General features: G+C 67.8%; 24 protein-coding genes. 15 read left to right on the plus strand and 9 right to left on the minus strand.

The annotated features are described in order from the left end of the window. Positions 1 to 299, plus strand: a 299-nt coding sequence (locus tag ACI3KU_RS06455; protein WP_404921477.1) for an HNH endonuclease signature motif containing protein, incomplete at its 5' end; no start/stop codon positions are given. A gap of 74 nt (positions 300 to 373) precedes the next feature. On the opposite strand, the gene ACI3KU_RS06460 is transcribed toward ACI3KU_RS06455, so the two are convergent. The 4 genes from ACI3KU_RS06460 to ACI3KU_RS06475 form a co-directional block, all read right to left on the minus strand. Continuing rightward, on the minus strand, positions 374 to 574 hold the full coding sequence (locus ACI3KU_RS06460) for a hypothetical protein (protein ID WP_404921478.1): 201 nt from the start codon (positions 572 to 574) through the stop codon (positions 374 to 376). Next, positions 574 to 1,989, minus strand: coding sequence for a serine hydrolase domain-containing protein (locus tag ACI3KU_RS06465; RefSeq protein WP_404921479.1), 1,416 nt, complete (start codon positions 1,987 to 1,989; stop codon positions 574 to 576). Before ACI3KU_RS06465 ends, ACI3KU_RS06460 begins: the two co-directional genes overlap by 1 nt. Before the next feature lie 68 nt (positions 1,990 to 2,057). After that, entirely contained in the window at positions 2,058 to 3,356 is a 1,299-nt protein-coding gene (locus ACI3KU_RS06470) for an MFS transporter (RefSeq protein WP_404921480.1), read from the minus strand. Between the two features lie 246 nt (positions 3,357 to 3,602). Next, complete coding sequence (locus ACI3KU_RS06475) at positions 3,603 to 4,706, minus strand: LOG family protein (RefSeq protein WP_404921481.1); 1,104 nt, start codon at positions 4,704 to 4,706, stop codon at positions 3,603 to 3,605. 172 nt (positions 4,707 to 4,878) lie between these two features. Here ACI3KU_RS06475 and rpsO point away from each other — a divergent pair, with 172 nt between their 5' ends. Next, positions 4,879 to 5,148, plus strand: coding sequence for a 30S ribosomal protein S15 (rpsO, locus tag ACI3KU_RS06480; RefSeq protein ID WP_018187174.1), 270 nt, complete (start codon positions 4,879 to 4,881; stop codon positions 5,146 to 5,148). Between the two features lie 71 nt (positions 5,149 to 5,219). Further along, complete coding sequence (locus tag ACI3KU_RS06485) at positions 5,220 to 5,354, plus strand: hypothetical protein (RefSeq protein ID WP_404921482.1); 135 nt, start codon at positions 5,220 to 5,222, stop codon at positions 5,352 to 5,354. Here the strand turns inward: ACI3KU_RS06485 and ACI3KU_RS06490 are convergent. Together ACI3KU_RS06490 and ACI3KU_RS06495 are read right to left on the minus strand one after the other, a co-directional pair. Next, positions 5,351 to 5,833: a hypothetical protein gene (locus tag ACI3KU_RS06490; protein WP_404921483.1), complete on the minus strand. Its 483-nt coding sequence runs from the start codon at positions 5,831 to 5,833 to the stop codon at positions 5,351 to 5,353. The two genes, ACI3KU_RS06485 and ACI3KU_RS06490, sit on opposite strands and share 4 nt — an antisense overlap. A gap of 71 nt (positions 5,834 to 5,904) precedes the next feature. Next, positions 5,905 to 6,915 (minus strand): isopenicillin N synthase family dioxygenase, encoded by a 1,011-nt coding sequence (locus tag ACI3KU_RS06495; protein WP_404921484.1) that lies wholly within the window; start codon positions 6,913 to 6,915, stop codon positions 5,905 to 5,907. A gap of 242 nt (positions 6,916 to 7,157) precedes the next feature. On the opposite strand from ACI3KU_RS06495, the gene efeU reads away from it, so the two are divergent. The 5 genes from efeU to ACI3KU_RS06520 all read left to right on the plus strand — a co-directional run bounded on the left by efeU (position 7,158) and on the right by ACI3KU_RS06520 (position 12,896). After that, positions 7,158 to 8,093, plus strand: a complete 936-nt coding sequence (efeU, locus tag ACI3KU_RS06500; RefSeq protein WP_404921485.1) for an iron uptake transporter permease EfeU — start codon at positions 7,158 to 7,160, stop codon at positions 8,091 to 8,093. 94 nt (positions 8,094 to 8,187) lie between these two features. Next, complete coding sequence (gene efeO, locus ACI3KU_RS06505) at positions 8,188 to 9,423, plus strand: iron uptake system protein EfeO (protein WP_404921486.1); 1,236 nt, start codon at positions 8,188 to 8,190, stop codon at positions 9,421 to 9,423. A 65-nt stretch (positions 9,424 to 9,488) separates the two neighbouring features. Further along, positions 9,489 to 10,790, plus strand: coding sequence for an iron uptake transporter deferrochelatase/peroxidase subunit (efeB, locus tag ACI3KU_RS06510; protein WP_404921487.1), 1,302 nt, complete (start codon positions 9,489 to 9,491; stop codon positions 10,788 to 10,790). A 235-nt stretch (positions 10,791 to 11,025) separates the two neighbouring features. Then, the gene (locus tag ACI3KU_RS06515; RefSeq protein ID WP_404921587.1) at positions 11,026 to 12,234 is read left to right on the plus strand and encodes an LLM class flavin-dependent oxidoreductase; all 1,209 of its coding nucleotides are present in this window, start codon (positions 11,026 to 11,028) and stop codon (positions 12,232 to 12,234) included. Positions 12,235 to 12,251: 17 nt separating this feature from the next. Next, on the plus strand, positions 12,252 to 12,896 hold the full coding sequence (locus ACI3KU_RS06520; protein WP_404921488.1) for a CE1759 family FMN reductase: 645 nt from the start codon (positions 12,252 to 12,254) through the stop codon (positions 12,894 to 12,896). 87 nt (positions 12,897 to 12,983) lie between these two features. Here ACI3KU_RS06520 and ACI3KU_RS06525 read toward each other — a convergent pair whose 3' ends face one another. Continuing rightward, positions 12,984 to 13,598, minus strand: a complete 615-nt coding sequence (locus ACI3KU_RS06525; protein ID WP_404921489.1) for a DedA family protein — start codon at positions 13,596 to 13,598, stop codon at positions 12,984 to 12,986. A gap of 259 nt (positions 13,599 to 13,857) precedes the next feature. Between ACI3KU_RS06525 and ACI3KU_RS06530 the strand changes: the two genes are divergently transcribed. Next, positions 13,858 to 15,768 carry a GDSL-type esterase/lipase family protein gene (locus ACI3KU_RS06530; RefSeq protein WP_404921588.1) on the plus strand — a complete coding sequence of 637 codons (1,911 nt, stop codon included), beginning with the start codon at positions 13,858 to 13,860 and terminating at the stop codon, positions 15,766 to 15,768. Positions 15,769 to 15,862: 94 nt separating this feature from the next. Here ACI3KU_RS06530 and ACI3KU_RS06535 read toward each other — a convergent pair whose 3' ends face one another. Beyond that, positions 15,863 to 16,039 (minus strand): DUF5302 domain-containing protein, encoded by a 177-nt coding sequence (locus tag ACI3KU_RS06535; RefSeq protein ID WP_404921490.1) that lies wholly within the window; start codon positions 16,037 to 16,039, stop codon positions 15,863 to 15,865. Between the two features lie 132 nt (positions 16,040 to 16,171). On the opposite strand from ACI3KU_RS06535, the gene ACI3KU_RS06540 reads away from it, so the two are divergent. The 6 genes from ACI3KU_RS06540 (at position 16,172) to ACI3KU_RS06565 (ending at position 22,452) form a co-directional block, all read left to right on the plus strand. Then, the gene (locus tag ACI3KU_RS06540) at positions 16,172 to 16,546 is read left to right on the plus strand and encodes a glyoxalase superfamily protein (RefSeq protein WP_404921491.1); all 375 of its coding nucleotides are present in this window, start codon (positions 16,172 to 16,174) and stop codon (positions 16,544 to 16,546) included. A 378-nt stretch (positions 16,547 to 16,924) separates the two neighbouring features. Further along, on the plus strand, positions 16,925 to 19,192 hold the full coding sequence (locus tag ACI3KU_RS06545) for a polyribonucleotide nucleotidyltransferase (RefSeq protein ID WP_404921492.1): 2,268 nt from the start codon (positions 16,925 to 16,927) through the stop codon (positions 19,190 to 19,192). 210 nt (positions 19,193 to 19,402) lie between these two features. Then, entirely contained in the window at positions 19,403 to 20,416 is a 1,014-nt protein-coding gene (locus ACI3KU_RS06550; RefSeq protein ID WP_404921493.1) for an aldo/keto reductase, read from the plus strand. Positions 20,417 to 20,552: 136 nt separating this feature from the next. Then, complete coding sequence (locus ACI3KU_RS06555) at positions 20,553 to 21,155, plus strand: histidine phosphatase family protein (RefSeq protein WP_404921494.1); 603 nt, start codon at positions 20,553 to 20,555, stop codon at positions 21,153 to 21,155. 80 nt (positions 21,156 to 21,235) lie between these two features. Then, positions 21,236 to 21,994, plus strand: coding sequence for a 4-hydroxy-tetrahydrodipicolinate reductase (gene dapB, locus ACI3KU_RS06560; protein WP_404921495.1), 759 nt, complete (start codon positions 21,236 to 21,238; stop codon positions 21,992 to 21,994). After that, complete coding sequence (locus tag ACI3KU_RS06565) at positions 21,991 to 22,452, plus strand: hypothetical protein (protein WP_404921496.1); 462 nt, start codon at positions 21,991 to 21,993, stop codon at positions 22,450 to 22,452. The genes dapB and ACI3KU_RS06565 overlap by 4 nt, the downstream gene beginning before the upstream one ends. A gap of 58 nt (positions 22,453 to 22,510) precedes the next feature. Here the strand turns inward: ACI3KU_RS06565 and ACI3KU_RS06570 are convergent, their stop codons facing one another. Continuing rightward, positions 22,511 to 23,086, minus strand: coding sequence for a TetR/AcrR family transcriptional regulator (locus ACI3KU_RS06570; protein ID WP_404921497.1), 576 nt, complete (start codon positions 23,084 to 23,086; stop codon positions 22,511 to 22,513). Positions 23,087 to 23,116 lie beyond the last annotated feature (30 nt).

Consider the following 23,116-nt stretch of genomic DNA (forward strand, 5'->3'; position numbering starts at 1 on the left):
GATGCCGTGTCCCGATCCGCTACACCGACATCGACCACAACCAGGACTGGGCCAATGGTGGAAAGACCGACATCAGCAATCTTGCCCCGCTGTGTCGCCGGCATCACACGTTGAAGACCAGCGCCGGATGGAAGATCACCCCACACCCCGGCGGTGTCGTCGAATACATCACCCCAGCCGGCTACCACTACACCGAAGACCCCGAACCCCACACCGTCACCATCCCCACCCACCCCGGCGGTGGCGATATAGGCGGCCGCAACAGCGGAACATCATCCGACGGCGAACCACCCTGGTGAGCCTCATCAAGCTGAGTTATCGGCTCATCCGCCCTGAGCTGACTTCGCCAGGCGAGGGGGTGTCCGAGTGGACCTTACGTGGGAGGTGAATCGCGGGGGATGCGGGGAATGCGGGGGAGTGGAACGCTCACCTCGCCCATAGCGTGACGGACGGCGTCTGTGACCAGCGTGCGCGGATCGGCGCCGTACAGGGGCTCGCCGCGCCAGCGAGCGTCGAACGTGCCGACCTCGAGATCCACCACGATGCGGAAGCGGTGCGGCGTTGACGGGAGCACTACATCGCAGATGAGCTCCGTTGGGGTACGCGTTGCCCGAGCGACCACGGCGACGGTGCCCGTCGATCGGTCGGATCGACGGGCAGGTTTCCACCACCGAGGCCGCCAATCGCTCCGGCGATCCAGCCACCGCGAGCAGCATGGATGGTCGCTGTCTCGTTGTCAGCGAAGGTGAGATCGAAGCGGAACGCATCGTGATCGGCGTCGACCCGCAGCCCGGTGAGCGGCAGGTGGGCAGCGGAGAAGCCCGTCCAGAGAGCGCTGACCCCCGTTGGGCTCGCTGGCGTGTACGTCCGGGACGCGGCGTCGGTCGTGCTGCCACCGATGGCGTTGGTCTCGCTGCCACCGAAGGCGTCGGTCTCGCTGGCACCGAAGGCGTCGGTCTCGTTGGCACCGACGGCGTTGATGTCGCTGGTGACCTCGGCGCCACCGCGCGGCGCCGACAGCTCGATCGTGCGCGTGACCGTCCGCTCGACGGGGAGCTCGATGACGGGGAACAGGTGCTGCCACACGCGCTCCAACAGGGCCTTCGTCGTACCCTCGGTCTGCTCGCTGGTGATCGCGATGACCACGTCCTGCTCGGGAAGGACGAGCACGAACTGGCCGTATGCGCCGTCTGCGCGGAACCCGTGGCGCGAACGCCAGAGCTGCAGACCATAGCCGGCGCTCCAGTCCGGAGAGTCCGCCTCATAGTTGTCGATCTGAGAGCGAGTGAGCTCGTCGACGAGCTCAGCCGACACGATGCGCCGGCCCGCTGCCACTCCGCGGTCGCGGAGAAGCATGCCGATACGGGCCATGTCGGAGATCGTCAGGTGCAGCCCGCTGAAACCCTCGTCATCGCCGGCGGCGCGGAACCAGGCGAACTCGCCGATGCCGAGAGGCGCGAACACTCGGGTGCGGACCCGGTCCGCCAGCGACTCGCCGGTGACATGACGCACCAGCGCGCCGAGCACGTACGTTGCTCCGCTGTCATAGCTGAACGTCGACCCCGGCTCGGTGTCCAGCGGGAGCCGGAACCAGGCATCGACGAGCGAAATGCCTTCACGCGCGGCCAGCTCCAGCATGGGGTCGAGGGAGTCTGAGCTGTGGCCGGACGACATGCGCGCCAGATGGCGGACCGTCAGTCGCGCGGCGTCGGGATCGGCGTTCGTGATGCCGAGCGCGGTGACCGCGATCGCGATGTCATCGAGCCCGATGAGGCCATCGTCGATCGCCGTCGCGAGGGCGATCATCGTCACCGTCTTGCTGACGGAGTACACCAGGCGACGGTCGCCGAGCGATCGAGGCGTCGCCTCGAGCTCGGCGATGACGGCATCGCCTCGCACGATGAGCATGCTGTGCAGCTCGAGCGCATCATCGGTGAGGCCGGTGAGGAAGTCGTCGAGTGCGGAGTCGAGGTGCGTGATCGCCGGCATGCGCCACAGTCTACGAGGCGGCGCCGCACCGGATCAGACACCAGGTGATCCGTGTTGTGAGCGTCGGATCAGGGCTCGGGGTGCTCTCCGTCGTACGCACGGAAACGGGGGTTGAGCCGGGCCAGCACCGCGATGAGCACCACGATGATCAGACCGCCGAGCAGCGGCGGGAACCACTCCGCCAGCAAGGTTGCCAGCAGACCGCACCAGAGTGCGCCCAGACGCGGGCCGCCGGTGACGACGACCGTGAAGATGCCCTGCAGTCGGCCCCGCATCGCGTCGGGAACGGCGGCCTGCATCATGGTGCTGCGGAAGATCGAACTGATGTTGTCGGCCGCGCCGGACACGGCAAGCGCCACACACGCGAACACGATGAGGGCGACGTTCGCGTGAGCCGCATCCACGGTGGGAGGGGCGAGGAAACCGAGCCAGCCCGCCAGAACGATCGCCCCGAACACCGCGATTGTGACGCCGTAGACGATGATCGAGCGTTCGATGCCGCGACCATGCCACCGGTACCGGCTGACGGGACCGGAGAACAGACTCGAGAGGAACGCACCGACCGCGACGGCCGCCGTCAGGATTCCCGTGGTGATCGGACCGCCGCCCAGGATGGTCGCGCCGATGGCCGGGAGCAGCGCCATCGGCTGGCCGAACGTCATGGCAATGATGTCCATCAGGTACTGCACCCGGATGTTGCCGGCGCGCTTGAGGAAGCGCACGCCATCTTTCAACGAATCCAGACCAGGGCGGACGATCTCACCCTCGGGCTTGAGGGCGGGCAGGGTCCACAGCCCGAGGAAGAGACCGAACATCAGGATGACGTCGATCGAGTACGTCCAGGCGTAGCCGGTGGTGGCCACCAGAACGCCGGCGAGTGCTGGACCGACCATCACCATGATCCCGATGGTGATGCCGCCCAGCGCCGATGCCGCCGGAAGCAGCTCGCGCGGCAGCAGCCGCGGCGTGATGGCGCTGCGCGTGGCCATCACGATGGAGTTCGCGGAGGCGTTCACGATGGACAGGCCGTACAGCCACCACTCCGTCTCACGACCGCTCCACGCCAGCACGGCAAGGATCACCGTCGAGCAGAACGTGACGGATGCCGCCAGCAGCGCCACCTTGCGTCGGTCGAACGCATCGGCGAGCATTCCGCCGTACAAGCCCGCGAACACCATCGGCACGAGTCCGGCGACGGCGATCATCGACACCGCGAAGGTCGAACCCGTGAGGGCGAACATGTGGAGCATGATCGCGGCGATGGTCAGCTGACCGCCCAGGCCGCTGAGCGTCGAGCCGATCCACATCCGCGCGAACGCTGGCGAAGCGCGGAAGGGGGAGAGGTCGATGAAGGCGCTGCCGCTCATGCGCGGCCAGCCGTGTGGGACGGAGCGGACGCGGCGCAGAGCATGAAGTCCAGGATATCCGCGCCGGTCGGCCTGCGGATCGCAGGGAGTGCTGACTCTGCGGAACGCGAGCGAGGGTGGTTCAGTGGAGCGGGAGCGGGGTTGGTTCTGCGGAGCGGGAGTGGGGTTGGTTCTGCGGAGCGCGAGCGGGGGTGATTCAGCGGAGCGCGAGCAGGGGTGATTCAGCGGAGCGCGACCGGGGCTAGTTCAGCGGAGCCCGAGCGCAGACGGAGCGTCGTCGGCTGTGTCGACCAGGCGAATTCGCTCTCCCAGCGTGCGCTGCGCGCCGAGCGCTTGAAGAAGTGGCCACGCGGGCAGATCCTGCGTCCACTGCTGGGTTCCGACGAGCACCATTGGAGCCACGTCGCGCACATCGGCGTAGTAGTTCTCGCACGCGTCCGCGAAGATCTCCGACACCGTGCCGGCCGCTCCCGGCAGGAACACGATTCCGCCGTCACAGCGCGCCAGAAGCGTCGCCTCCCGGATGGGGTTGGCGAAGTACTTCGCGATCGCCGTCGCGAACTGCCCGGGCGGCTCATGACCGTAGAACCAGGTCGGGATGCCGACGGAGCGAGTGCCGTGCGGCCACCGAAGGCGCACCTCCCGCGCGGTGCTCACCCAAGCATCGATGTCGTTGTGGAAGTCGGGAGCCACCGCCAGCAGCTCGATGGCCGCGTCGAGAGCGCCGTCGTCTTCGCCTGCCAGGTAGGCACCGAGGTTCGTCGCCTCCATGGCGCCGGGGCCACCGCCGGTGAGCACCGTGCGGCCGAGCCGTGCGAGGTCTCGACCGAGACCCGCCGCGGCGCGATACTGGTCGTCGCCACGCTGCACGCCGTGTCCGCCCATCACTCCGACGACCGCGCCACGCGCACTGTCGGCGAGCTCGGCATCGAGCGCTGCGGAGATCGAATGATCGTGGAGCGCCACCGCGAGGGAGGCGGAAACCGTCGAATGCGGGGTGTGGGTGCGTGACCAGGCGTACACGATGCCGTCGAGGCTCGCAGCATACCGATCCATGCCATACAGCTCGTCCGCCGTGTAGAGCTCGCCGCGATAGGGGTCGAACGGCACATGGGGGATCCGCGGAAACACCAGAGCGCCGGCGCGACGCAGGCGTTCGTCGACCTCACCCACGAACAAGCACCCCAGGAAGACCGCGCCGGAAACCGCGGCTGACAGGAGTTCGTCGCTGCGGTCGCGTAAGTCGAGCGACTCAATCACACTTCCGCGCAGCGAGGGTCGGCCAGCCACGTCGCTGAACTCCGCGTCGAAGGCGGCGAGGGTGTCGATGCGTCGCACGTGCCGGGGCATGCCAGCACCCTAGCCGGTGTCCTCTCGATCACGATCGAGCGGTCGCGGCCCGTGTCGGCCGTGACGCTTCGGGTGGGGTAAGCTGTTGAGGTTGCCGTTTGATCGGCCGCGGATAAGAGAGCTCACGGATTCACCGATGGGCACCGCGCAACGAGAGAAAGGGGATCGTTCTATGGCACTGGAAGCAGACGTCAAGAAGGCGATCATCGAAGAGTACGCGACGCACCCCGGTGACACCGGATCCCCCGAGGTGCAGGTCGCGATGCTGACGCAGCGCATCAAGGACCTCACCGAGCACCTCAAGGAGCACAAGCACGACCACCACTCGCGTCGTGGTCTGTTCCTGCTCGTCGGTCAGCGCCGTCGCCTGCTGGGTTACCTGCAGGACGTGGACATCAACCGTTACCGCTCGCTCATCGAGCGTCTCGGTCTTCGCCGCTAAGCAGCGCAGCCGCGTACAATCGCGCAGAACATTCTTGGAGAGCCGCCCCACGGTGTGGGGCGGCTCTCGCTGTGTGTACCGGGCGATCCCGAGGAAAGAAGTCGACGAGCTACGGCAACTCCAGCGCGCTGAGCATCACTGCCGGTTTTCGCGATCAGGTGGTGGCGACGTTCGAGACGACCACCGATGACCGCGCCGGCGGCTAAGCGTTGTCCTCAGAGCTTCGGAGCACCCGGTCCCGATATTCCTGGAAGTCTGCGAATCCGCGGCCGAGCGCGGACGCCAGTTCCTCGGCGCTGTCGATGAGTACGGCGTCCTCGGCGTCGGGGAAGACCGCAGGATCGTGTACGCCGACGATGCCGACGTACATGGGCGAGCCCTGGGCGTTGATGATCATCAGGCGGCCGGCTCGGCAGAGGCCGAAGACGAACGAGCACTCATCGGCGGTCAGGGTGGCGTGTGCCAGGGATCCGGTCACGGGCTCGTCCTGGTCGAGCGGATCCAACGTGAGATCGGTCCAGGAGCCGTCGAAGGACAGCGCTGACTCGTCGCTCGTGCGATACAGGCCGGAACCGTCCGCATGAACGGCGAGACCCGCCGTATCGAGGAAAGCGGCGAGTCCCGCACGATCAGGTTCGACGAGTCGGTCGCGTTCGACCGGCATGAAATGGAGGGAGAAGCCCATCCGCCGACTCTAGCGGTGCGGCTGGCGCGGGCACGTCGTCCGGATCCGCGCGGAGAACAGCCGGCTCCGGGTCAAGCGCGGGCGGCGAGGAGGTCGGCGTGGTGGCGGGCTGCGACGTCCGGATGGGCGCGCAGGCGGGACTTCAGCGCGTTCTCGCCATAGAGGGCGTGGATCGGGTTGGTGGGATCGTCGGTGACGCCGCGGGCTTCCGCCGCCAACTCGGCCGGCAGGTCGATGATCGGCAGGCGCGCGTCCAGGGCGGGATTGAAGAAGAACGGGATCGAGATCCGGTCATCGGGCAGACGCGGCGAGACCACGCGGTGATTTGTGGCGATGAGGTATCCCTGCGTGGCGTACTCCAGCAGCTCGCCGATGTTCACCACGAACGCACCAGGCACTGACGGCGCGTCGACCCACTCGCCATCTCGGTGCACCTGGAGGCCGCCCTTGCCCGGCTCCACCCAGAGCAGCGTGAGAACGCCCGAGTCCTTGTGCGCGCCGACGCCCTGCTGGGGTTCCGGCGCGTCGGTGCCGGGGTAGCGGACGATCTTCAGCAGCGTCGAGGGCTCACCGAAGTGCCTGTCGAAGTAGTTCTCCTCCGCGCCGAGGGCCAGCGCCCACGCCCGCAGCAGCTTGCGCGCGACGCCGGTGAGATGGTCCTGCCAGAGCGAGACGACCTCACGCAGCTCCGGCTGCGCCGCGGGCCACAGGTTCGGTCCGATGAGACGGGAGTAGCCCGGTGCGGATTCGTCGGTGGTCGCGTCGTGCTCGGGTCCGATGTCGATCTGCTCGCGCCAGTCCACCTGTCCCTGAGTGCGCTCGCCGCCGACGCGGGTGTAGCCGCGAAACTGGGGGCTGTTGATGTTCTCGATCGCAAGCTTGTCGGCTTCGGGCAGCTCGAAGAACTCGCGGGCGGTGCGGTGCAGGCGTGCTTCGAACTCGGCGGGAATGCCGGTGCCGGTGAGGTAGAAGAAGCCGACGTCGTGCGTTGCGGCACGGAGCTGATCACGGAATGCGGCGGCGGATTCCGGGCCGCCGTCCAGCAGCGAGAGGTCAAGGACGGGGAGCGAGAGATCGGTCATGGCATGACCATAGGCGGCTCCGCGGGCCAGGTCATCCTGAGATGACAGACGGCTTCATCTGGCGTCACGCGACGTTATCTGGCCGGATCGGGCGCGACGACGGCCCGGTGTGACACTGCCGATCGGGAGCATGCGCGCGTATCCCAACTTGTCATCAGATGAAAGTAAGGCGTACCTTAGTCAAGCCCCTTCTGGGTGCAGTCGTGCCTGTGCCGTCTGCCTGATCAACGGAAGTTTCTGCTGTGCTCGGCTCTCTGCTCATCGGCCTTCGCGAAGGCTTGGAAGCTGCCCTCATCGTCGGCATTCTGGTCGCCTACCTCAGCCGCCTGGGCCGTCGCGATGTGCTGCCCCGCCTCTGGGCCGGCGTCGGTCTCGCCCTGGCCATCTCGCTCGGCATCGGAGCGATCCTGACGTTCGGCGCCTACGAACTGACCTTCCAGGCGCAGGAGATCATCGGCGGCACACTGTCGCTCGTGGCCGTGGGCTTCGTCACCTGGATGGTCTTCTGGATGCAGAAGACCGCTCGCACCATGAAGAAGTCGTTGGAGGGCGGCGTGGATCGGGCCCTCGCCACCGGCGGGCTCTGGGGCATCGTGGTGCTGGGATTCGTCTCCGTCATTCGCGAGGGTGTGGAGACGACGCTGATGCTGTGGTCCGTCGTGCAGTCTGCGGGCAACGCGCCCGCCAGCCTCACGGGCGCGCTGATCGGATTCGCGATCTCGATCACCGCCGGAGCCCTGCTCTCGCGCGGCATGCTGCGACTGAATCTCGGAACGTTCTTCACCTGGACCGGTGGCATCCTCGTCGTCGTCGCGGCCGGCGTCCTCGCCTATGCGCTGCACGATCTGCAGGAATCCGGCGTGCTGCCGGGGCCGTGGGGCGCTCTGGCGCCGCTCGCCGTGGCGGGCGCCGCCGCCGTGGGTGGCGTCGCGGTGGGACCCGCCGGCTTCCCGTTTGGCTACGCGTTCGACGTCTCCGCCGTGGTGCACCCGGGGGAGTGGCTGGCCGTCCTCGGTCAGGCCACCGTCGGATTCATGCCCACGATGACCTGGCTTCAGGTGATCGCCTGGATCCTCTACGTCGCGATCGTCGGCACGCTGTTCGTGCGCCGCGTGACCCGACGAGCTCCGCGGGTGCAGACGGCGTCCGTGTCGGCACCCGCCCCCGTTCCCGCGTGAACTGATACGTCGCCCGACTCTCCTCGCTCTTTGTCCTGATCTCCACACCGAACCTCCCCTAACCTCGTCCGGCTCGCCGGATCGGAAGGAACCGATGTCCTCGCTGCGCCCCCGTGCCCTGGCCGCCACCGCCGGTATTGCACTGTCTGCCCTCGCCCTCGCCGGTTGCGTCGCCAAGGCGGACATCGCCGCCGGTGGCAGCCTCTCCGTGGCCGCCGACGACTCGTCGTGCGCCGTCTCGACGGACACCGCAACCAGCGGAACCGTCACGTTCGCGATCGAGAACTCCTCATCGAAGGTGAACGAGTTCTACCTGCTCGCCTCCGATGGACTGCGCATCGTCGGCGAGGTGGAGAACATCGCGCCCGGCGCCTCCCGCACGCTCACCGTCGTCGCCCAACCCGGTGACTACTTCACGGTCTGCAAGCCGGGGATGATCGGCGACGGCGTGGGCAAGACCGCCTTCACCGTCACGGGTGACACGGTCGCGGCCACGGGCGACGACGCGGAGCAGATGACCCAGGCGGTCGACCTCTATGCGGCGTTCGTGAAGGAGCAGGTCTCCCAGCTCGTTCCGCAGGTGCAGGCTCTCGTCGACGCGTACGAGTCCGGCGACGATGAGACGGCGCGTTCGCTGTTCGCCTCTACGCGCGTGTCGTACGAGCGCATCGAGCCCATCGCCGAGGCGCTCGGCGATCTTGACCCGCGCATCGACTACCGCGAGGTGGATGCCGTGGCCGAGGGCTTGGACTGGACCGGCTTCCACCGCATCGAGAAGGACCTCTGGGTGCCGGCGAAGGATGCGCTGAACTCGGACGATGTCACGCCCGCATGGCAGGACTGGAACCCGTCGACCACCGAGGAGCGCAAGTCGTTCGGTGACCAGCTGGTCACCGACATCCAGGAGCTGTACGACTACGTGCACTCCGACGATTTCGCCTCCACGCTCGAGGCGCAGGGCGTCGCATCGCTGTCCAACGGCGCGATCGCTCTGCTGGACGAGGTCGCCACCGGCAAGATCTCGGGTGAAGAGGACTGGTGGAGCCACACCGACCTCTCTGACTTCGCCGCCAACGTCGAGGGCTCCAAGATGGCCTTCTCGCTGGTTCAGGACTTCGCCGAGACAAAGGGCGATGACGCGAAGAAGCTTGTCAGTGAGATCGCGGACGGCTATGCCAACCTGGAATCCGCCCTCGCGACCTACGGTTCGCTGGACACGGGCTTCGTGTCCTACCTCGAGCTCACCGATGCCGACCGCAAGACGCTGACCGATGAGGTCAACGCGCTCGCGGAGCCGCTGTCGCAGCTCACCTCAACCATCCTGGAGTGACGTGACCGGTATCCCGCATTCTGTTGGGACCGTCGTCTTGCCCCTTTCAACCATCCTGGAGTGATGTGACTGGTATCCCGTCGGGCGATTCGGTGCCCTCATCAACGGCTCCGCGCGGGCTGTCCCGTCGAGCGCTGCTCGGACTCGCCGCGGGTGCCGCGGGGCTCGTCGTGGGCGGTGGCGCCGGCGCTGCCGTCGCCACCTCGGTGGCGTCCGGAGGCGCGCGCGCTGCGGGCGACGTCCATCCCTTCTTCGGCCAGCACCAGGCGGGCATCTCCACGCCGGTGCAGGACCATATGCATTTCGCTGCGTTCGACATGATGGCCCGCACGTCGCGCGACGACCTCATCGAGCTGCTGACGGACTGGACCTATGCGGCCTCGCGCATGACACAGGGGCTGGACGTGTCCGCCACCGGCGCGGTCGGCGGCTCTCCCGAGGCACCGCCGGATGACACCGGGGAGGCTCTGGGCCTTCCGGCCAGCAACCTCACCATCACCTTCGGATTCGGGCCGGGCCTGTTCGAACATGACGGCGTCGACCGCTACGGGATCGCGGATCGTCGACCGGCGTCGCTCGAGCGCCTTCCCGCGTTCCTGAACGATGAGCTGGTGCCGCAGCTCAGCGACGGCGATCTGTGCATCCAGGCCTGCGCCGACGATCCCCAGGTCGCCGTGCACGCGATCCGCAACCTCAGCCGCATCGCCTTCGGCCGCGCGACGATCCGGTGGTCGCAGCTGGGATTCGGCCGCACCTCCAAGACGACCTCAGATCAGTCCACTCCGCGCAACCTTTTCGGGTTCAAGGACGGCACGGCGAACATCCTCGCCACCGATTCGGCCGCTCTGAAACAGCATGTGTGGGCCGCTGACGACGATGTGGCGTGGATGGCTGGCGGCTCCTACCTCGTCGCCCGCAAGATCGCGATGACCATCGAGACCTGGGACCGCGTCCGCCTCGCGGAGCAGGATCGGATCATCGGACGGGACAAGGCGATCGGTGCCCCGCTCTCGTCGCCGGGTGGAGCGGAGACGGCCGAGCCGGACTTCACTGCCCCCGATGCCGCGGGCAAGCCGCTGATCGATCCGGTCAGCCACGTCCGTCTCGCGCACCCGACATTCAACGACGGCATCCGCATCCTCCGCCGCGGCTACAACTATGTGGATGGCAACGACGCGCTCGGCAAGCTCAGCGCGGGGCTGTTCTTCCTCTCCTATCAGCGCACGCCGGAGCATTTCATCACTCTCCAGCGCGCGCTCGCGAAGGACGCGATGTCCGAGTACATCCGTCACATCGGCTCCGGCCTCTGGGCCGTGCCCGCGGGTGTGTCGGAGGGCTCGTACATCGGGTCTGCGCTGTTCGCGTAGTTGTCGGGAACACGGCAGTTCTCAGCTCAACGATCATCGGGAGTACTTCTCGGGGACATGCGTTACAGCGGGCTCGTGCATTCGACCCGCACTGTTCTCGTCGCTATCGAGATCATCGGGAATACTTCTCGGGGACATGCGTTACAGTCGATGTATTCACACGCATGGAAAATGAGGAGCGATCGTGAACGAGAACACGACTCAGGCAGCCCAGACCCCGGGAGCCTGGCCGGGTATGCAGTTCGGCCTGATGTCGGTCTCCGACATCACCCAGGACCCGATCACCGGACGCACGCCGTCCGAGGGTGAGCGCATTCAGGCCGCGGTGACCATCGCCAAGCACGCCGACGAGGCGGGGCTTGACGTCTTCGCCATCGGCGAGCACCACAACCCGCCGTTTTTCTCCTCGTCGCCGACCACGCTGTTGGCCGCGATCGCCGCGCAGACCGAGCGTCTGATCGTGTCCACCTCCACCACGCTGATCACCACGAACGACCCGGTGCGCATCGCCGAGGAGTACGCGATGCTGCAGCACCTGTCCGGCGGCCGCATGGACCTCATGATGGGGCGCGGCAACACCGGCCCGGTCTACCCGTGGTTCGGCCAGGACATCCGCCAGGGATTGCCGTTGGCGATCGAGAACTACGCCCTGCTGCACGAGCTGTGGACCAAGGACGTCGTCGACTGGGAGGGCAAGTTCCGCACCCCGTTGCAGGGCTTCACCTCCACGCCGCGGCCGCTGGACTTCGTACCGCCGTTCGTCTGGCACGGCTCCATTCGCACGCCGGAGATCGCCGAGCAGGCCGCGTACTACGGTGACGGCTTCTTCGCCAATAACATCTTCTGGCCGGCCGAGCACTACCAGCGCCTGATCAACCTCTACCGTCAGCGCTGGGAGCACTACGGTCACGGTGCCCCGGAGACGGCGATCGTCGGTCTCGGCGGCCAGGCGTTCATCCGCAAGAACTCGCAGGATGCCAAGAACGAGTTCCGTCCCTACTTCGATAACGCGCCGGTGTACGGTCACGGACCGTCGATGGAGGACTTCACCAGGATGACCCCGCTGACGGTGGGATCGCCGCAGGAGGTCATCGACCGCTACGCCGGCATGCGCGACCTGTTCGGCGACTACCAGCGCCAGCTGTTCCTCGTGGACCACGCGGGACTGCCGCTGAAGATCGTGCTGGAGCAGATCGATCTGCTCGCCGAAGAGGTCGTCCCGGTGCTGCGCAAGGAGCTTCAGGTGAACCGTCCGGCCACGACGCCGGACGCCCCCACGCACGCCGGTCGTCGGTTCGCCAAGTACGGTGACGATGCGCCTCGCGAGGCGGTTCCCAACCCCAACCGCGGTGACAACCTCACCGTCGGCTCGCCCTACCAGGACACCGACGCCGTCAACACGACCAAGCCCGGCGCCGCCTTCGGCGCTGCGGCCGTGAAGTGAACGAGGAGGATCAGATCATGACCGACCGTCGAATCGTCGTCGTCGCCGCAGGGCTCTCCAACCCGTCCTCGACGCGGATGCTGGCCGACCGGATGGCGGCGGCCGCCGTCGCTCAGCTCGCGGAGCGAAGCATCACCGCCTCCGTCGAGATCTTCGAGCTGCGCGACTACGCACACCAGATCATCGACAACATGCTGACAGGCTTCGCGCAGAAGGAACTGGAGTCGATGATCGAGAAGGTGGTGGGCGCGGACGCGCTCATCGTGGTGACACCCGTCTTCTCGACGAGCTACTCGGGACTGTTCAAGTCGTGGATCGATGTGCTGGATCCCGACTCGCTCTCCGGCAAGCCGGTGTGGATCGGCGCGAACGCCGGAACGGCGCGTCACTCCCTAGCCATCGACTACGCGGTGCGGCCGCTGTTCGCGTACCTGCACGCCGACACGATCTCCTCCGGAGTCTTCGCCGCCTCCAGCGACTGGGGCGCCAACGCCGATGAGGTCGCACCGCTGTCCAAGCGGGTGGAGAAGGGGGCGCGCGAGCTCGCCGAGGCGATCGCGGCACGCGAACCCGTCACCGACCTCGACCCGTTCGACCCGGCAAACTACCTGGGCGAGGGCAAGAGCTTCGGGCACCTGCTCGGGGGCCTCGCGGGGGAGTGATCCCAGCGCACTCGGTCAGCTTCGATTCGTCAGCGCCCGCTGCGACCAGGAGAATGCCGTCGGCTCCGGCCGGCGGCATTCGCGTTCTCACTCGCCGGAGTCGGTGCGTGCCGTGCGCTCGCGCCGTCGATTCACGAACGTGACGGCGAGATCGGCGAGCGCGCCGAGAGTGAGGGCCACCGCGATCGACACGACCACGGCCAGGATCGGCTCCCCGGGAATGAGTCGTGCCACCAGCGCTCCCACGACGGCCTGATACGCGCCCCACGCCACCGCGGCGACAGCGACGACCGGGAGGTAGCGCAGCGCTCGCACCCGGGTGGCCCCGGCGGCGACATTCACGGCGAGCCGGGCGAACGGAACGAACCGGGCCGTGAAGACGACGGTGGCTGTTCCGGCCTGCAGACGCACGCGTGCCCAGTCCAACGCCGTGCGGACGCGTCGGTGCCTCATCCACCGCCGCTCGGTGCTGCCGACGGAGCGACCCACCCAGAAGCAGCACGCATCGCCGGCGAAGGCGGCGATCGACGCGCACACGATGATCGCCCACAGGGGCGGCGTTCCGCTCACAGCCGAGACGGCGCCGAGGGCGGAGACCGCGATCTCGCCGGGAACAACCACGAGGAACGCATCGGCGAACACGAGCAGGACCATCAGGGACAGCCCCCACGGACCGCCGAGCAGGTCAAGGATCTGCGGCACACCCCACCGTCGCACCCGCCAGCCATCAGGGGGCGACGGGCGGGTGTCCGGTGATCGGAGATCGGATGAACAGCACATGAGGCGGCGCGAAGCTCGTCGGCCAGAGGGGAGCCTGCGCCCGGCAACGGGCGGGTGTCCGGTGATCGCAGATCGAGTGAACAGTACGTGAGATCACGGTGATCCGGCCGCCGACCGAGTGCGGATGCGCCACCCTGGTCGCGTGAGAGTCGCGATTGTCGCAGAGTCCTTCCTCCCGCATATGAATGGCGTGACCCGCTCCGTCATGGAGATCGCCGCACACCTGCACCGCCAGGGGCACCAGGCACTGATCATCGCGCCGACGGCTGCGGGCATTCCCGATGACCTGCATGGCGCTGCCGTAGTGGGCGTAGCCAGCGTTCCCCTGCCGGGCTACACGGATGTTCGCGTGGCAGCGACCGGGGTGGCGAGCATCGGCCGCATCCTCGATCGATTCGCGCCCGACGTCGTGCACCTCGCCTCGCCTTTCGCCCTCGGCTCCCGCGCCGTGGCCGCCGCACGGCAGCGCGGGGTCCCGGTCGTGGCCGCCTATCAGACCGACGTCATCGCCTACGCGGGCCGCTACGGCGTGGGCGTCACGACCGCAGCGGCCGCGCAGCACGTCGCACGACTGCATCGCCGCGCAACGCTCACGCTGGTGCCCTCATCAGCGTCGGAACGCCAGCTGGTGGGGCTCGGGATCGATCGGCTTCGGCGATGGGGGCGCGGCGTGGATACGACGCGATTCTCTCCCCGCCACCGGTCGGACGCGTGGCGCGAGCGCGTCGCTCCCGGTGCGGTGGTCATCGGCTACGTCGGCCGGCTTGCCGCGGAGAAGCAGGTGCACGACCTGGCGGTGCTGGGGGATCTGCCTGGCGCTCGGCTCGTGATCGTCGGCGACGGACCGGAGCGCGCCGCCCTTCAGAAGCGGCTGCCGCACGCGGTCTTCCTCGGCCACCTCGACGGCGCGGATCTCGCCGAGGCCGTGGCCTCGTTTGATGTCTTCGTGCACCCGGGGGAGAGCGAGACCTTCGGGCAGACGCTGCAGGAGGCGCACGCCAGCGGGGTGCCGGTCGTGGCCGTCGGCCGCGGCGGTCCGGTGGATCTGGTTCGCTCCAGCATCGATGGCTGGCTCTATCGTCCGGGCGATCTCGCCGATCTGCGGGCGCGCGTCAGCGACCTCGTGGGCGATGCTCGCAAACGTCGCGCGTTCGGCGCGGCGGGCATGGAGGCCGTCAGCGGGCGCTCGTGGACGGCACTGTGCGATCAGCTGCTCGGATACTTCACCGAGGCGATCGAGCTGGCAGCCGTGGATGGCGCGACGAGAGTGCGCCGCACCGTGCGAGCTGAACCGAGCGAGCCGGCGGCGCCCGTGCGATGGCACCGGGTCGTGGCCCTCGGCGACTCACTCACCGAGGGCCTGTGCGATCCGGATCCCGACGGCGCGCTGCGCGGCTGGGTGGATCGGCTGGCGATGCTCCTCGCCGGGGCGGGCACGATGTCCTATGCCAACCTGGCGGTTCGCTCCCGCCGCGTTGACGACCTGGCCGAACGGCAGCTCGCCCAGGCGCGCCGGCTGCGCCCGGAGCTGGTGACCATCCTGATCGGCTCGAACGATCTGGTGAAGCTGCGCCCCGACATCCCGGCTCTCGCCGCTCGCGTGGAGGAAGCGGTGCTGCGGCTGCGCGCGGACGGAGCGGACGTGCTCCTCGTGACGCCGTTCCTCCCGTCGCGGCCGGAGTCGCGCCCCCTCGCTCGTGCCTTCGCCGGCTTCGCCACCGCGCTCTCTGGCGTCGCCGCACGCACCGGTGCCCTGTTGCTGGACACCGATCTCATTCCCGAGCTGGGACGACGCGAGAACTGGGCCGATGACCTCGTGCACCTGTCGCCGGCCGGGCACCGCCTGCTGGCCTATCGGGCGGCGTCACTGCTGGGCGTCGCGCATGCCGACGAGCTGGCCGGCCTCGATGAGACCTTCCATGCCGCCGCCAATCAGCTGCCGCGGCGGGAGTGGTGGCGCCGACACGCGCTGCCCTGGCTGTGGCGTCGCGCGCGGGGACGATCCGCGGGGGACGGGCTGGGGCCCAAGCATGACGGCTATGTCCTCATCGGCGCCCACGGGACGAGTTCTCGTCGCCGTCAGGGTGCCTGAAACCCAAGGTGCCTGAGATAGAAGGGGCGTGAGACAGGAGGACGTCGTCCGGAGTGATCCGAACGACGTCCTCCTGTCGGACGACTGAGTGAACTCAGCCGCCGGACTTGCGACGGAACTCGCGCTTGTGGCCAGCAGCACCGTGGGTCTGGCCCACGGAACCCCTGCCGTCCAGGTGCGACTCGCCCGTGCGGCTGTGCGCGTTCTTCTTCTCGAGGGCCTCGCGGAACTTCCGCTTCAGGTCATCCTCGGGTGCATTCTGCTCGGACATGGCGTCAGTCTATGGCGCAGAGCGTGCAATGTGTAGGAGCGCGGTGGCGGTTCGCGGCCGGGACTGACGAATGTCGGAGGCCCAGAGCATGATGGGACCTGCGCTGGTGACGACGCCGGCAAGGAGGAAGAGATGGACATCAAGATCGAGGTCATTTTCGTTCCGGTCACCGATGTGGATCGCGCGAAGGAGTTCTACGTCGACAAGCTCGGTTTCAATCCGGACCACGACCAGCGTGTGAGCGAGGACCTGCGTTTCGTGCAGCTCACCCCACCCGGATCCGCGTGCTCCATCGCCATCGGCACAGGACTCGGGCACACGATCGCCCCGGGCAGCCTGGACGCGATCATGGCGGTCATCCCCGACGCCGATGCATTCCTCGCCGAGATGCGGGAGAAGGGCGTGGAGGCGGACGGTGTCGATGAGCAGGCGTGGGGCCGCTTCGTCACGGTGAAAGACCCGGACGGCAACACCTGGACCTTCCAGCAGCTGCCCTCCTGGTCCTGACCGAATCCGGCACCGGAGTCTCTTCGATGAGAGCGGGACCCGACGTCCGTGTCCCGCTCTCACCGACAGCCTGAGGGGCGCGGGGCTCGTCGCCGCACCCGGCACGCCCGGCGCACATGGTGCATTCGGGCGCGCCTGATAGGATCGCGTCGGTGGCACCCATGCGCCACCGGACAACTGAACACAGACTGGAGCAGGCTCGGCAGGAAGCTGGTCCCCTGAAGTGGATTCCCCGCGGTGAACACGGGTGATCTTCTCCTGGTGGCCAGCGCAGGTGAGCGAGAACTTCCCGCGCGCCCATATCTGCCTGCTCTGCTCCTTCGAGGAAACTCGCCCGTCACACGGATGGACGAGTCAAAACAAAGAAGGAGAGACCTCTTGGAAGGTCCTGAAATCACCGCAGCCGAGGCCGTTCTCGACAACGGACGCTTCGGCAAGCGCACGATCCGCTTCGAGACGGGTCGTCTGGCGCAGCAGGCACAGGGTGCCGTTGCCGCGTACCTCGACGACGAGACCATGCTTCTGTCGGCCACCAGCGCGAGCAAGCAGCCGCGCGACGGCTTCGACTTCTTCCCGCTGACCGTGGATGTCGAGGAGCGTTCATACGCTGCCGGCAAGATCCCCGGTTCGTTCTTCCGCCGCGAGGGCCGTCCCTCCACCGAGGCGATCCTGGTGTGCCGTCTGATCGACCGCCCGCTGCGTCCGTCGTTCGTCGACGGCCTCCGCAACGAGGTCCAGATCGTCGTCACCGTGCTGTCGATCGCTCCGGGCGAGTACTACGACGCGCTCGCGATCAACGCCGCTTCGGCGTCGACGCAGATCTCCGGTCTGCCCTTCTCCGGCCCGATCGCCGGTGTGCGCCTCGCGCTCATCCCCGGCTACGGCCAGCACGAAGACCAGTGGGTCGCGTTCCCCAACGTCGAGCAGGTCGCTCAGGCCGTCTTCGACCTCATGGTCGCCGGCCGCGTCGTCAAGAACGCCGACGGCTCCGAGGACGTCGCCATCATGATGGTGGAGGCCGAGGCTACCGAGGACAGCTGGAACCACATCCGCGGCGGTGCCGTGAAGCCCAGCGAGGAGATCGTCGCCGGCGGCCTGGAGGCGGCGAAGCCGTTCATCAAGCAGCTCGTCGAGGCGCAGGCCGAGATGGCTCAGCACTCGTCGAAGGAGCCGGGCGTGTACCCGGTCTTCCTGCCGTACGCGCAGGAGACCTACGACTTCGTGTCCAACAGCGCATACGCGGACCTGGAGAAGGTCTACGTCATCGCTGACAAGCAGGAGCGCCAGAGCGCCGATGACGAGGTCAAGGACCGCGTCAAGGCCGAGGTCGCTGCCGCTGTCGAGGCCGGCACGCTGCCCGCGTCGGCGCTCGGTGAGGTCTCTGCCGCCTACAAGTCGGTCACCAAGGCCATCGTCCGCGGTCGCATCCTCAGCGAGGGCGTGCGCATGGACGGTCGTGGCCTGGCGGACATCCGTCCGCTGGACGCCGAGGTGCAGGTCATCCCGCGCGTGCACGGCTCCGCCATCTTCCAGCGCGGCGAGACCCAGATCCTGGGTGTCACCACGCTGAACATGCTGAAGATGGAGCAGCAGATCGACTCGCTGTCGCCCACGACCAGCAAGCGCTACCTGCACCACTACAACTTCCCGCCCTACTCGACCGGTGAGACCGGCCGTGTCGGCAGCCCGAAGCGTCGCGAGATCGGTCACGGCTTCCTGGCCGAGCGGGCGCTCGTTCCCGTGCTGCCCAGCCGCGAGGAGTTCCCGTACGCCATCCGCCAGGTGTCCGAGGCGCTGAGCTCCAACGGCTCGACGTCGATGGGTTCTGTCTGTGCGTCCACCCTGTCGCTGCTGAACGCTGGTGTGCCGCTGCGCGCCGCTGTCGCCGGCATCGCCATGGGCCTCGTGTCCGACACCGTCAACGGAGAGACCCGTTACGCTGCCCTCACCGACATCCTCGGTGCCGAGGACGCGCTGGGCGACATGGACTTCAAGGTCGCCGGTACCAGTGAGTTCATCACGGCCATCCAGCTCGACACCAAGCTCGACGGCATCCCGTCGTCGGTGCTGTCGGCCGCGCTGCAGCAGGCTCATGACGCCCGCACCACGATCCTCGGCGTGCTCAACGCCGCGATCGACGGTCCGGACGAGATGGCGCCCACCGCTCCGCGCGTGATCTCGGTGCAGATCCCGGTCGACAAGATCGGCGAGCTGATCGGCCCGAAGGGCAAGACGATCAACGCCATCCAGGATGAGACCGGCGCTCAGATCTCCATCGAGGAAGACGGCACCGTCTACATCGGCGCCGTCGACGGTCCGTCCGCCGAGGCCGCCCGTGCGCAGGTCAACGCGATCGCCAACCCCACCAACCCGGAGGTCGGCGAGCAGTTCCTCGGAACCGTCGTGAACCTGCGCGATGGCCTGGGCGCGTTCGTCTCCCTGCTGCCCGGCAAGGATGGTCTGCTTCACATCAGCGAGGTCCGCAAGCTCAACGGCAACAAGCGTGTCGAGGAGCTCGGCTCGGTGCTGTCGGTGGGTCAGAAGATCCTGGTGCGCATCACGAAGATCGACGACCGCGGCAAGCTGTCGCTGGAGCCGGTCCTCGAAGAGGCTGCCGAGTCGGCTGAGGCTCCGGCCGAGGCCTGATCGGTTCGATCGACGGCCCGTCCCGCGCTGCGGGGCGGGCCGTCGGCGTTCGCTGGACCGTTACGGAAATGTCATCGGGAAGGCTCAGAATGCCTCGGCGCGCGCGGCGGAAGCCCGTACTCTAGCAACAACACGGCCCCGCGTGCGTGCGGGCCGCCCCTCTGGGAGGGGAACGGGGAACGCTTTCGGATCCTCGAGAACGGGGGAACGATGGACGCGTCAGCGGTAGGCGCCGTGCCGCAGGCCTCCGTTGCCGGTGCGGCCCACCCCTCACACCTGATCGACGTTCAGGCTCCGGGTGTCGGCACCGCTGTGCGCGTGCCCCTGGGGGAGTCGGGTCTCACCGTCTTCCCGCTCATGCTCGGCGGTGCCGAGTTCGGCTGGACCATCGATCGCGAACATGCCTTCGAGGTGCTCGACCGCTATCGCGCCCTCGGCGGTAATGCGCTGCACACCGCGGATGGATTCGCGAGCGGTCGCAGCGAGTACATCATCGGTCAGTGGCTGGCCGCTCGTTCCTGCCGTGACGAGATGGCGGTCACGGTGCGGATCGGCTCGCATCCCGACAACCCCGGTCTCGGCTCGGTCAACCTGGTGCGCGCCGTCGAGGCTTCGCTCACGCGCCTCGGTGTGGACCACCTCGACCTCATGTACCTCGACGGCACGGACTCCCGCGCGAACCTCGAGGACGTCCTGGCGACGTCCGAATGGCTCGTGGAGACCGGCAAGGTGCGCTCGATCGGGGCATACGCGTTCTCGCCCGAGCGCCTGGTCGAAGCGCGGATCCTCGTCTCGGCCGGCTACCCGCGCATTCACGTGCTCGACGTCGCCTACAACGCGCTGCGCCGCGGCGACTATGAGGGCGACATCCGCCTGATCGTGGGTGCGCAGGGACTCGCCGTCACGCCGTCTCACGCCCTTGAGCACGGATTCCTCTCCGGCGTGCACCGTTCCCGCTCGCGGCTGCAGGGCACGCGCGGGATGCAGTTGCTGAACAACCTGAATCGCCGCGGAACGAAGCTGCTTCGTGTCCTCGATGCGATCGGCGCCGAGCTGGGTGTCGCCGATGCGGCCGTGGCCCTCGCCTGGCTGCGCGCGCAACGTGGCATCGTCGCGCCGATCGTGAACGCGTACGCGCCCGCGCACGTCGACGAGCTCGTCCAGAGTGTCGGCGTGTCGCTGGGACGTGGACATCTCGCCGACATCGCCCGCGCCATCGCCTGAGTTCCCAGGCACGGAGCCGGAGAGTCGGCCTGCGTGTGCTGCACATGTGCACACCTGTGCGCAAGGCCCCACCCCGCGCGAGAGGCATCGGTTAGGCTGGAGGAGAACCTGCCTGACAACGAAGCGAGCTCTGACTGTGACCCACTGGATCTACATGGTGCGGCACGGCGAACAGCAAGACGCGGAGTACGGCCTCGATGACGGTCCGCTCTCGGCGCGTGGTCGTCGCCAGGCCGAATTGATCGCCGCGCGCTTGTCGGGTGTTCCCTTCGATGCCGTCTCGCACTCGCCGCTGGTTCGGGCCGCCGAGACCGCGCGCGTGATCGCCGATCGGATGCCCGCGATCGATCCGCAGCCGAACGCGCTGCTGTTCGACTGCGTCCCCACCGGGATGACGGAGGACACTCCTGCTTCCTACGAGTCCTTCTTCGGCTCGATCACGGAGGCCGAGACCGAGGCGGGGCACGCGCAGATGGCCGACGCCGTGGGGGAGTTCCTGGTGCGCAAGCCCGGTGATGTCCACGAGCTGCTGATCACCCACAACTTCGTGATCGCCTGGTTCGTCCGCGAGGTACTGGGAGCGCCGGAGTGGCGATGGATGACCCTCAATCAGGCCAACTGCGGCCTCACGGTGCTCGCCCAGAAGCCCGGACGACCCTGGACTCTGGTCTCGCACAACGACCTGTCGCACCTGCCGTTCGAGCTGCGGACCGGGCTCCCGGAGAACGCTCTGGTCTGAGCCGACGGTCTGCCGGCAGGCCGACGTCGGAGAATGCCGCGGCGGCCGGTGGCACAGGGCCAGCCACCTAGGATTGAATTATGGCCACGCGCGTCGCCCTGGTGGGGGCATCCGGAAAGCTCGGCACGGTGATCGGCGCAGTTCTTGCCGATCTTCCCGACTTCGATATCGTCCACGCTCTCGGATCGAAAGGCGATCTGAGCCTCATCGCTGACGTCGATCTCGTGGTCGATGCCACCACGCCTGAGGTGAGTGCGGACGTGGTGCGGCGCGCTGCCGACGTCGGCGTCAACGTCCTGGTGGCAACGTCCGGATGGTCCGAGTCGCGGCTGACGGAGATCCGTGCGCGGGTGGAGGCATCAGGGATCGGCGTGGTCGTCATCCCGAACTTCTCGCTCGGCTCGGTGCTCGGCACCGCCATCGCGACCGTTGCCGGACGCTTTTTCGACTCCATCGAGATCATCGAGTCGCATCGCGATACCAAGATCGACTCGCCGAGCGGAACGGCCGTGCGCACAGCCGAGCTGATCCAAGCCGCCCGGACGTTGCCGGTGGACGCTCCGCACGTGGACCAGCAGGCCCGCGGCGAGCAGATCGCCGGCATCCCGGTTCACTCGCTGCGGCGTCCGGGCGTGATCGCGCGTCAGGACGTCGTCCTGTCCGGCCCGGGTGAGAGCCTGACGATCACGCACGACACCGTGGATTCGGCGGCGGCATACGCTCCCGGCATCCGCATCGCCGCCCGAGCCGCGGTGTCTGCACGCGGCATCATCGTGGGTCTGGACTCATTTATCGACCTTGGGATCTCCGCTCCGGTGCTCGCGGAGGGTTCCGAATGAGCGCACGCATCGGTGTGATCGTCATGACGATCGCCCTGGTGCTGTACTTCATCCTGGCGGGACAACGTGCCTGGCTGTGGATGATGTCGGGTGAGCCGATCGCCGTGGCGATGGGCGTCGCGATGCTGTTCTTCCCCGTGCTGGCGGCATGGGGCATCGGTCGTGAGCTGATGTTCGGCGTCAGCGCCCAGCGCCTGGGGCGGCGACTCGAGGCGGAAGGTGCCCTGCCGGAGGAAGACGTCGCGACCTACGTCTCGGGGCGAGTGCGCCGCGATGAGGGCGACGCTCTGTTCCCGAAGTATCGCGACGCGGTGGAAGCCGCCCCCGACGACTGGCGCGCGTGGTACCGCATGGGGCTAGTCTACGATGCCGCCGGTGACCGGCGCCGAGCCCGCGAGGCGGTGCGGCAGTCCATCACCCTGGAGCGTCGCCAACGACGCGAGCGCCCGACAGGCTAGACACAGACTGTCGCGCTGGTGTGCCGGCCAGCGGTGGGGCTCTTCTTGCGCGATCCGATCAGCCTCGCGCGGACCGGGTGATCGCGTCGATGATGCGCTCGCGTCCATACCGGTAGGCGGCTTCCAGATCGCCTCCCAGCGCGAACCCGTCGGCACGCGCGCGGCTGATGAAGCCGAACAGCCACGACGTCACCGTCCGAGCGGCGTGCAGCGCATCCTCGTCCCCGGCCAGCTCCGCACATGCACTGAGCAGGGGAGCAGCGGTGGACGCGGTAGCCGGGTGAGGTGTGCGATGCGCTTCCGTGGGGTCGGAGATCGGGCGGAAGATCAGGTCGTAGGTGTGCGGGCGTTCATCGGCGAACGCTCGGGTGGCATCAGCGAACCCCGCGATCCGCTGCCGAGCGTCCGTCTCCTGGACGGCGAGGAGCGCCGCGCTCAACTCGCTGAAGGCCTGCGAACGCACGAGGGCGATGAGCCCATCGCGATCGCGCACGTGCTTGTACAGCGACGGGGCGCGTACCCCGAGCCGGGTGGCTACAGCGGCCATGGTGAGCGACGCCAGGCCGCCCTCTTCCAGCTGAGCGCTGGCGGCGGCGATCAGCTCGTCGCTGCGGACCTTCGTGGGTGCGGGCATCAGTCCTCCGCGACCAGTATAGCTATTGAC

The organism is Microbacterium sp. ZW T5_56, assembly GCF_044987425.1.
Lineage (GTDB): Bacteria > Actinomycetota > Actinomycetes > Actinomycetales > Microbacteriaceae > Microbacterium.

What these genes read in the sequence shown, in the direction of transcription:
- efeO (WP_404921486.1), top strand. Translation starts at nt 8,188, where the DNA reads ATGTCCTCGCTGCGCCCCCGTGCCCTGGCCGCCACCGCCGGTATTGCA.
- ACI3KU_RS06540 (WP_404921491.1), top strand. Translation starts at nt 16,172, where the DNA reads ATGGACATCAAGATCGAGGTCATTTTCGTTCCGGTCACCGATGTGGAT.
- ACI3KU_RS06475 (WP_404921481.1), bottom strand. Translation starts at nt 4,706, where the DNA reads ATGCCCCGGCACGTGCGACGCATCGACACCCTCGCCGCCTTCGACGCG.
- ACI3KU_RS06535 (WP_404921490.1), bottom strand. Translation starts at nt 16,039, where the DNA reads ATGTCCGAGCAGAATGCACCCGAGGATGACCTGAAGCGGAAGTTCCGC.
- ACI3KU_RS06550 (WP_404921493.1), top strand. Translation starts at nt 19,403, where the DNA reads ATGGACGCGTCAGCGGTAGGCGCCGTGCCGCAGGCCTCCGTTGCCGGT.
- ACI3KU_RS06520 (WP_404921488.1), top strand. Translation starts at nt 12,252, where the DNA reads ATGACCGACCGTCGAATCGTCGTCGTCGCCGCAGGGCTCTCCAACCCG.
- ACI3KU_RS06465 (WP_404921479.1), bottom strand. Translation starts at nt 1,989, where the DNA reads ATGCCGGCGATCACGCACCTCGACTCCGCACTCGACGACTTCCTCACC.
- ACI3KU_RS06495 (WP_404921484.1), bottom strand. Translation starts at nt 6,915, where the DNA reads ATGACCGATCTCTCGCTCCCCGTCCTTGACCTCTCGCTGCTGGACGGC.
- dapB (WP_404921495.1), top strand. Translation starts at nt 21,236, where the DNA reads ATGGCCACGCGCGTCGCCCTGGTGGGGGCATCCGGAAAGCTCGGCACG.
- ACI3KU_RS06515 (WP_404921587.1), top strand. Translation starts at nt 11,026, where the DNA reads ATGCAGTTCGGCCTGATGTCGGTCTCCGACATCACCCAGGACCCGATC.
- rpsO (WP_018187174.1), top strand. Translation starts at nt 4,879, where the DNA reads ATGGCACTGGAAGCAGACGTCAAGAAGGCGATCATCGAAGAGTACGCG.
- ACI3KU_RS06570 (WP_404921497.1), bottom strand. Translation starts at nt 23,086, where the DNA reads ATGCCCGCACCCACGAAGGTCCGCAGCGACGAGCTGATCGCCGCCGCC.
- ACI3KU_RS06490 (WP_404921483.1), bottom strand. Translation starts at nt 5,833, where the DNA reads ATGGGCTTCTCCCTCCATTTCATGCCGGTCGAACGCGACCGACTCGTC.
- ACI3KU_RS06470 (WP_404921480.1), bottom strand. Translation starts at nt 3,356, where the DNA reads ATGAGCGGCAGCGCCTTCATCGACCTCTCCCCCTTCCGCGCTTCGCCA.
- ACI3KU_RS06565 (WP_404921496.1), top strand. Translation starts at nt 21,991, where the DNA reads ATGAGCGCACGCATCGGTGTGATCGTCATGACGATCGCCCTGGTGCTG.
- ACI3KU_RS06530 (WP_404921588.1), top strand. Translation starts at nt 13,858, where the DNA reads ATGAATGGCGTGACCCGCTCCGTCATGGAGATCGCCGCACACCTGCAC.